Below are 6,723 nucleotides of genomic sequence, written 5' to 3' on the forward strand. Positions count from 1 at the left end.
TCTTCATTCGACTAATAGGTGTCACTGTTTCGTAACAACCGAAAGAAGTTTAATTATTCGGTTTTGCACACATCTTTGACTTTCTTAAGACTCAAGTTACGCTTCCTTCAGAGCCTTAGCGTACAAATGTACGCTGAATGAAAATAAGCTGTTAAGGCTCTCTGTCAGCACAACTAAAACAAGAATGAACGACGTGGAGACTCCTATGCGTGTCTGTATAGCTCGAATGCCGAGGGCTTTGCGCCTTCTGATCGTATCAATTTTCGTTATTTCTCTGCCTGCCTGTAACAACGACTCGAACGACTCGTCTGCGATTTCAACTGATCCGACGGAGGTTACAACGTCGGAAGGTGTAATCACTGGTGTGCTTGTCAGCGACGGTAACGGCACCGAGATGAAACAATGGTTAGGCGTTCCATATGGCCAATCGACCGAGGGAGCAAACCGTTTTCGTGCACCCCAAAGCCCGGAGCCCAGGTCGGATGTCTTGCAGGCAACAGAATTTGGTGATGCGTGCCCACAAACGCCAGCGCAATCTCCGTTTGCCATCCAAAGTTCGAATCCGGGGTCGAGTACCTCAGAGGATTGCCTGAACCTCAATATCTACGCGCCTGGTGAGGGTGAGAATCACCCGGTGGTTGTCTGGATTCACGGCGGCAGTCTGGATACCGGCGCCGGTTTTCAGTCCAGCGCGAAACCTGACAGGTTGGTGAAAGAAGGCATTGTTGTAGTGGCCATCAATTATCGCCTGGGTGTGCTTGGCTACCTGGCGCATCCGGCACTTACTGCGACCTCACAAACCTCTGAAAAGGGATCGGGAAATTACGGGCTGATGGATCAGATTAAAGCCCTGGAATGGCTGCAGGCTAACGTTGCTGCATTTGGGGGTAACCCGAATAACGTAACTCTGGTCGGTGAGTCTGCAGGCGGCTTCAGCATCAAGGGGTTAATGGCTGCAAATGATCGAACGGACGGTTTGTTCCAACGTGTCATCGTTCAAAGTGGTCCATCCTTCTTTCAGGAAACGCCCACTGAAGCGGAGCAACGGGGCGCCGGCTTTATGGCCAGCCTTTGCGCGGGAGATTCGTCGCCTGAAGCAGCGGAGTGCCTGCGTAATCTGACACTAGAGCAACTCCTTGCTTTGCAGGCCGGCGATCCTGAATTCGGTTCGGAGATTGTTCAGCGACCGGGTGTTCTTGAGCAGACTGTGGCAGCCGCCTTAGCAAGTGGGCAGTTCACCGCAGACCAGGTGTTGGAGGGCTCCAACCGAGATGAATGGCGATTGTTTGTTGCCGCTGAACAGCTGGTGAGTGGTCGCGATTCACTTGAGGATCGGCTTGCAGGGAGTTCGACGGACTATCGGCAAGAACTGATCCGGCGATATGGTTCAGTCACGGAGGCCAATGCAGACGCAGTGGTAGATCGCTATCCCCTGAATGATTTTGACAATGCCGACATCGCGGTCTCTGCCGTAGGCACCGATGCTATCTTTGCGTGCCCAGGCTTTGGCAACATCGCAGCTGCCGCGAAACATGTCCCGGTCTACGCTTATGAATTTGCAGACCGAAATGCCCCGCTGCCTTCACCATTATTTACAAGAGTTCAACCCGCGTTAGGTACTGCGCACGCCACTGAGATTCCTTATGTATTTGCCTCTCAGGCTGAGCTGGAAGCAGAGTTCTCTGAAGACTCGGCAACGCTTGCAGAAACGATGGTCCGCTACTGGGCTGCATTTGCCCGCTCAGGCAATCCAACGCCGAGCGACGGAACTCTGCCTGCATGGCTGTCCTTTGTGAATCAGGGCTATCAATCGTTGCAGGCGCCTGCCGAAAACACTGGTCCTTTTTCGATGCTGTCAGGTGGCCCAACGTTCAACGAGGCTCGAAACTGCAGTTTCTGGTTAGGTAGTTGAAACTGGCACCTTAGAGGCACATCCTCTTGAAAAGCCCGGTGCGCTTCCGGCTCCGGGCTTTACTAATGAGGCCGAGTGAGAGGCATTCTAAGATTCGCGCCAAGCCTTTCTGGCGCTGCTGATAAGAGGCTCCAAAAGGTAGTCTATCGGTCGTCTATCAATGGTGCGAATAACAATATCAGCAGTCATCCCTGGCTGTATTCTCCGGTCTCCTAAACGCAAAATTTCGCTATCCTCAACCTCTATTCGGGCTTTGTAATAGCTCTCTTCAGACTTGCTGTCCTCAAAAATATCCGCAGCCACGTATGTCACGACACCTTGAATTTCGGGAACTTCACGTTGGTTGAAGGCCGTGAATTTGACGCCGGCGGCAAGGCCCGCGCGCACGTTGTCAATATCCTGAGGGCTGACCGCGGCCTCAATAATCAGGCGATCATGGACAGGGACAATTTCCATCAATACAGCACCGGGGGAAACCACGCCACCCACTGTATGCACTCCAGAACCGACCACCACGCCATCAACGGGAGATTTTAACTCCGTCTGGTCCAGTACATGTCTGGCAGCCAGCAAACGCTCGGTATAGTCGTGAACCTCTGCCTGCACTTCCTTGAGCTCATTAGACACCGACTCCTTGAATGATTTCATCAGCTGGAACTTTTCCAGCTCCTTCTCCCCGATATTCGAATTCGCGGCGGCGATCTGGGAAATCAATTCACCGCGTTCCCCGGCCAGTTCAGCCCCATCCCTCTCCAGTGCAAGCACCCTGGTTTTATCAATCATTCCCCTGGCGAGCAAACCCCGCAGCCCCTCCAGCTCGCCCTCGATTGAATCAATCTGAGAGGCCTTGGCGTTCTGCTGGGCATTGAGCCCCTGTATCTGTTCGCGCAGATGCAGGATCTGCTGGTCAAGTATCTGGATCTGCCCCTTTAGTGAAGTTCGGCGAGCCTCAAATAACAGGCGCTGGGATTTCATGATCTCCAGAGCCTTCGGATCGGAGGTACGTTGAGCCAGAGGCTCCGGAAACTCTATTTCCTCAGCATCTTCCTGTTCCGCCAGGAGTCGGGCCTTGGATGCCTGGGCGGTTTCCAGCCCCTGGCGGATCAGTTCCATCGAGGTGCCTGCCCGGGTTTTGTCCAGGAGCACGAGCGGCTGTCCAGCTTCGGCCATATCCCCGTCCCGCACCAGGATCTCTGCCACAATACCGCCTTCCAGGTGCTGTATCTGTTTGCGGCTTGTGTCTACCCGAACCGATCCGGCTGCCAGAACACCACTGGCCAGTACTGTCAGCAGCGACCAGAGTAGGAAACCTCCGATAAAGACCAGAATAATAACAACACCGGTATAAATGGGAGCGTTTGGGGAAGTAACGATTGGAGGCACGCTGTCTTCAACTGGAGTCATCACTGCTTTCCTTGATTCTCGTTGGCGCTGACCCTTGTTTCAGCAGCAGTCAGCTTCACACGACCGTTCTTGACAGGGATCCGTGCCTCGACATTGCTTCCGACGATACCGGAACCGGCTGCTCCATAGGCAGGCACAGTGGTTTTCTCCGCCGGTACCTGACGAGTGATCCCCGGAAGAACCTCGTCTAAAGGACCGAACTGGCTAAGGACTCCTTTTTGAATAACCATCAGTTTATCGACTCCACCGATAACCGTCGGTTTATGGGCGATCACCACGCAGGTAATCTTCTGCTTTTTTAGCCAGCCAATCAGTGTGCGTACCGAAGATTCACCCTCTGCATCAAGATTCGAGGTGGGTTCATCCAGCACAATCAATTTGGGAAGATCGTAAAGTGCTCGGGCCAGACCGATACGCTGGCGCTGCCCGCCGGAAAGGTTGGCTCCTCCGGGTCCAATCAGCGTGTCGTATGCCTTAGGCAGATCCAAAATCATACTATGGCCACCGACCAGCTTGGCGGCAGTGACTACTTTCTCCGGGTCTGCTTCGCCGAAGCGGGCAATGTTGTCCGCAACCGTACCCGGAAAGAGCTCAATATCCTGCGGCAGATACCCGATATAGCGACCCAGCTGGGCACGGTTCCAATTGAGGAATTCAGCACCGTCCAAACGGACACTTCCGGACTCAGGAAGCCAGATACCGGTCATCAGCTTGACCAGAGATGATTTACCAGCACCGCTGGGACCCGTTATACCTACCGAATCCCCTGCTTCTATGGCAAAGCTGAAGGCCTTGATGATGGGCGCCTCTGAACCGGGAGGGCGGGCATAGACATTTTCAAAGCCAATCTGCCCATTGGGTTCGGGTAATGACATTGGCGTACCGGCTTCATAATGCTCGAAGGCTTCCTGCAACCGCGCATAAGCACGCTTTGCACCCTGGAGTCCCTGCCAACTAGAGATGGAGGATTCCACCGGTGCCAGCGCACGGGACATGACGATAGAGGCCGCAATCATAGCGCCGGGACTGATAATGTCCTGGATCGCCAACCAGGCACCAGTGCCCAAGATCGCCACCTGAAGGGTAAAGCGAACGAATTTGGCGGCAGAAACAAGGGTTCCGGCACGGTCACTGGCGATCGCCTGAAACGCCAGTGCTGCACGCTGGTCTCCCAACCAGCGTTGCTGCAGATTGTCCAGCATACCCATTGCATTGATCGCTTCGGAGTTGCGCGCACTGACTTCGGTAAAATCCGTTGCCTTACGCTGATACTCCCCAGCTTTCGCCAGCAACCCGCGGGTACGTTTTTCATTCCAGACTGCCAGGCCAAAAAGCACAACCGCCCCGATGAGTGCCACATGACCAAGATAAGGATGCAATATATAGACAAAACCCAGAAACAAGGGCGCCCAAGGCACATCGAAGAGAGTCACCATGGAGGAGCCGGTAAGAAAGGTGCGTACGGTTTCCAGATCACGTAATCCGTTCGCTGTTCTCGCTCTACCCAGAATCAGGCGAAACAATTCGGGAGTAACCGTCTGACTGAAGTTGTTGCTCAATCTCACCAGAATGCGTGAACGCACCACATCCAGCGCCGCCAGAACAAGCAAAGCCGCGACTGCCAGCAGAGTAAGATAAACCAGCGTCGGTTCATTGCGCGACACCAACACCCGGTCGTATACCTGCAGCATATACAGCGGACCAGTCAGTATCAGCAGGTTCAGGAAGCAACTGAAGCCGAGTAGTACCTTTAGGTACCGCTTGAGCCCTGCTACCGCTTGCGCAAGAGGGCTGTCGTTGTCGGCCCCCGAAGGAACACCTGTCGTATCAGCCATGGCACGCAGCGGATATCGAACGAGTGCACCGTCCTCTTTGACGGAAAAGCAGGCCAGACAGACCGAGCAAAATTAAAACCCAGGACGCCGGTTCAGGAACCTCTGCGACAATCTGTTCACCACTCACTACAAAGGCAAGATCCCGGCCGTTATTTTTGCTCCAGGATTGACTGGCATCGACCCGGAACCAGTTGGCCGAGTCGCCACCGTTTGCTGCATCGGCCCAGAACCACATGTCATTAGCATCATTCATGACCGAAAGGAAGAAATCGCCGGGCCCCAGTACCAGGCTTAACGAAACGTCGTAGCGGTAAATCTGTTGAGCAAAATCATCGGTCACGCCGGTTTCTGCAGTTCGACTGACATCCAGCGAATCACTATTGGGTATGTTGACGCTTGCCGCAGGCCGCCCACCATCATCGTCGAACAACCGGATTGAAAAATCGTCTCCGGTATTAATCTCAAAGTACGAGCCCCACCAGGTCAGACCCGTGATGGAGTATTCCTTCCCCAGGGAGAAATTATCGGCGACCTGACTCCCGCCGTTCAGTGAACTAAAGGTTCCCAGACTTGTGCCATCATCCAGTAGAGATTGTGAGTAGATTGGCCCCGCCTCGGCCATGGGCAATGTCAGAGCTAGCACCAGACCCGTCAATAACTGCTTTGAGTTCATGAGAAACACTCCATTTTTTTGCTTTATTACCCCGCGTGTTGCCGGGCTCCTTCTTGGCTTTATTACCCGGAGCATGGCTACGCTCCGGGTAACCTGGGTCAGACGAACTGATCCGGGCCCTCGGGCTCATGAATACCAATCAGTGGCATATCAATCTCCAGAGGATCGACATCCGTAGTGCTGCCCTCACCGCCTGCTGACTGCGCCACCGCCTGCAAGGGTTCTGGCTCTGTCGCAACAGCGCCAAAGACAAACTCAACGCTATCAAGCAAGTAGTCGCTACCCTGACTGAGCGCTCCATTGGCAGGCGCCGCATAATCACCCTGATCATCTGCCAGCGCGCCATACACAAAAGTAGAGCCATCATAGGTGCCAGCAGTCAGTACCAATTGCGTGAAGCCCTGGCTCGCGGAGATTTGGACTGGCTGATCGCCGGCGAGATCATCGGCGTTGAACAGGACTTCTGCGACTACATTGCCCTGGTCGTCCAGCGCCTGCACCCTGCCCGACTCCCGGAAAACGCCTTCGGTATCGAGCCGGGATATCTCCAGCGTTGCTTCGGTAGCAACGCCATCCAGCTCAAAGCGAAGGGCTTCGGTTCCTTCAATCTCCTGGCGTGCCTGCCCGGTCTCAATGGCCTGTCCGCTGACACCGAGATCCCCGGCATAGATATCGCCTCCAGATAGCACATGGGAGCCGGCAGCAGAGAGGGAGGCATTGCTCCAGACTTCGCCGCTGTCAGTGATATCGGCCTTGTGAGTAATGGTCACGGACGCATCGGTCCAGGCATTACTCCAGGCATCCCGGTCAGACCTTGGCAGTCGGGTCGGAGCATCGCCCAGGGAGATGGTTTCAACTTCGCTTGGCAGCACATCGATGGTCACCGTGCCGGTGCTGTT

The 6,723-nt window shown here is 54.5% G+C and carries 5 protein-coding genes; 1 reads left to right on the forward strand and 4 read right to left on the reverse strand.

What is annotated here, in order from left to right; genetic code table 11:
• Positions 1 to 226 precede the first annotated feature (226 nt).
• The gene (locus tag KYE_RS07440; RefSeq protein WP_227497785.1) at positions 227 to 1,912 is read left to right on the forward strand and encodes a carboxylesterase/lipase family protein; all 1,686 of its coding nucleotides are present in this window, start codon (positions 227 to 229) and stop codon (positions 1,910 to 1,912) included.
• An 87-nt stretch (positions 1,913 to 1,999) separates the two neighbouring features.
• Here KYE_RS07440 and KYE_RS07445 read toward each other — a convergent pair whose 3' ends face one another.
• The 4 genes from KYE_RS07445 to KYE_RS21550 all read right to left on the reverse strand — a co-directional run.
• Positions 2,000 to 3,316: an HlyD family type I secretion periplasmic adaptor subunit gene (locus KYE_RS07445; RefSeq protein WP_008171966.1), complete on the reverse strand. Its 1,317-nt coding sequence runs from the start codon at positions 3,314 to 3,316 to the stop codon at positions 2,000 to 2,002.
• Positions 3,316 to 5,151 carry a type I secretion system permease/ATPase gene (locus KYE_RS07450; RefSeq protein WP_008171967.1) on the reverse strand — a complete coding sequence of 612 codons (1,836 nt, stop codon included), beginning with the start codon at positions 5,149 to 5,151 and terminating at the stop codon, positions 3,316 to 3,318. Before KYE_RS07450 ends, KYE_RS07445 begins: the two co-directional genes overlap by 1 nt.
• Positions 5,144 to 5,824 (reverse strand): PEP-CTERM sorting domain-containing protein, encoded by a 681-nt coding sequence (locus tag KYE_RS07455; RefSeq protein ID WP_008171969.1) that lies wholly within the window; start codon positions 5,822 to 5,824, stop codon positions 5,144 to 5,146. Before KYE_RS07455 ends, KYE_RS07450 begins: the two co-directional genes overlap by 8 nt.
• A 98-nt stretch (positions 5,825 to 5,922) precedes the next feature.
• A partial coding sequence (locus KYE_RS21550) for a hypothetical protein (protein WP_008171970.1) occupies positions 5,923 to 6,723 on the reverse strand: 801 nt, incomplete at its 5' end.

This window comes from Marinobacter manganoxydans MnI7-9 (assembly GCF_000235625.1).
GTDB classification, from domain to species: Bacteria; Pseudomonadota; Gammaproteobacteria; order Pseudomonadales; family Oleiphilaceae; genus Marinobacter; species Marinobacter manganoxydans.

What these genes read in the sequence shown, in the direction of transcription:
- KYE_RS07440 (WP_227497785.1), top strand. Translation starts at nt 227, where the DNA reads ATGCCGAGGGCTTTGCGCCTTCTGATCGTATCAATTTTCGTTATTTCT.
- KYE_RS07445 (WP_008171966.1), bottom strand. Translation starts at nt 3,316, where the DNA reads ATGACTCCAGTTGAAGACAGCGTGCCTCCAATCGTTACTTCCCCAAAC.
- KYE_RS07450 (WP_008171967.1), bottom strand. Translation starts at nt 5,151, where the DNA reads ATGGCTGATACGACAGGTGTTCCTTCGGGGGCCGACAACGACAGCCCT.
- KYE_RS07455 (WP_008171969.1), bottom strand. Translation starts at nt 5,824, where the DNA reads ATGAACTCAAAGCAGTTATTGACGGGTCTGGTGCTAGCTCTGACATTG.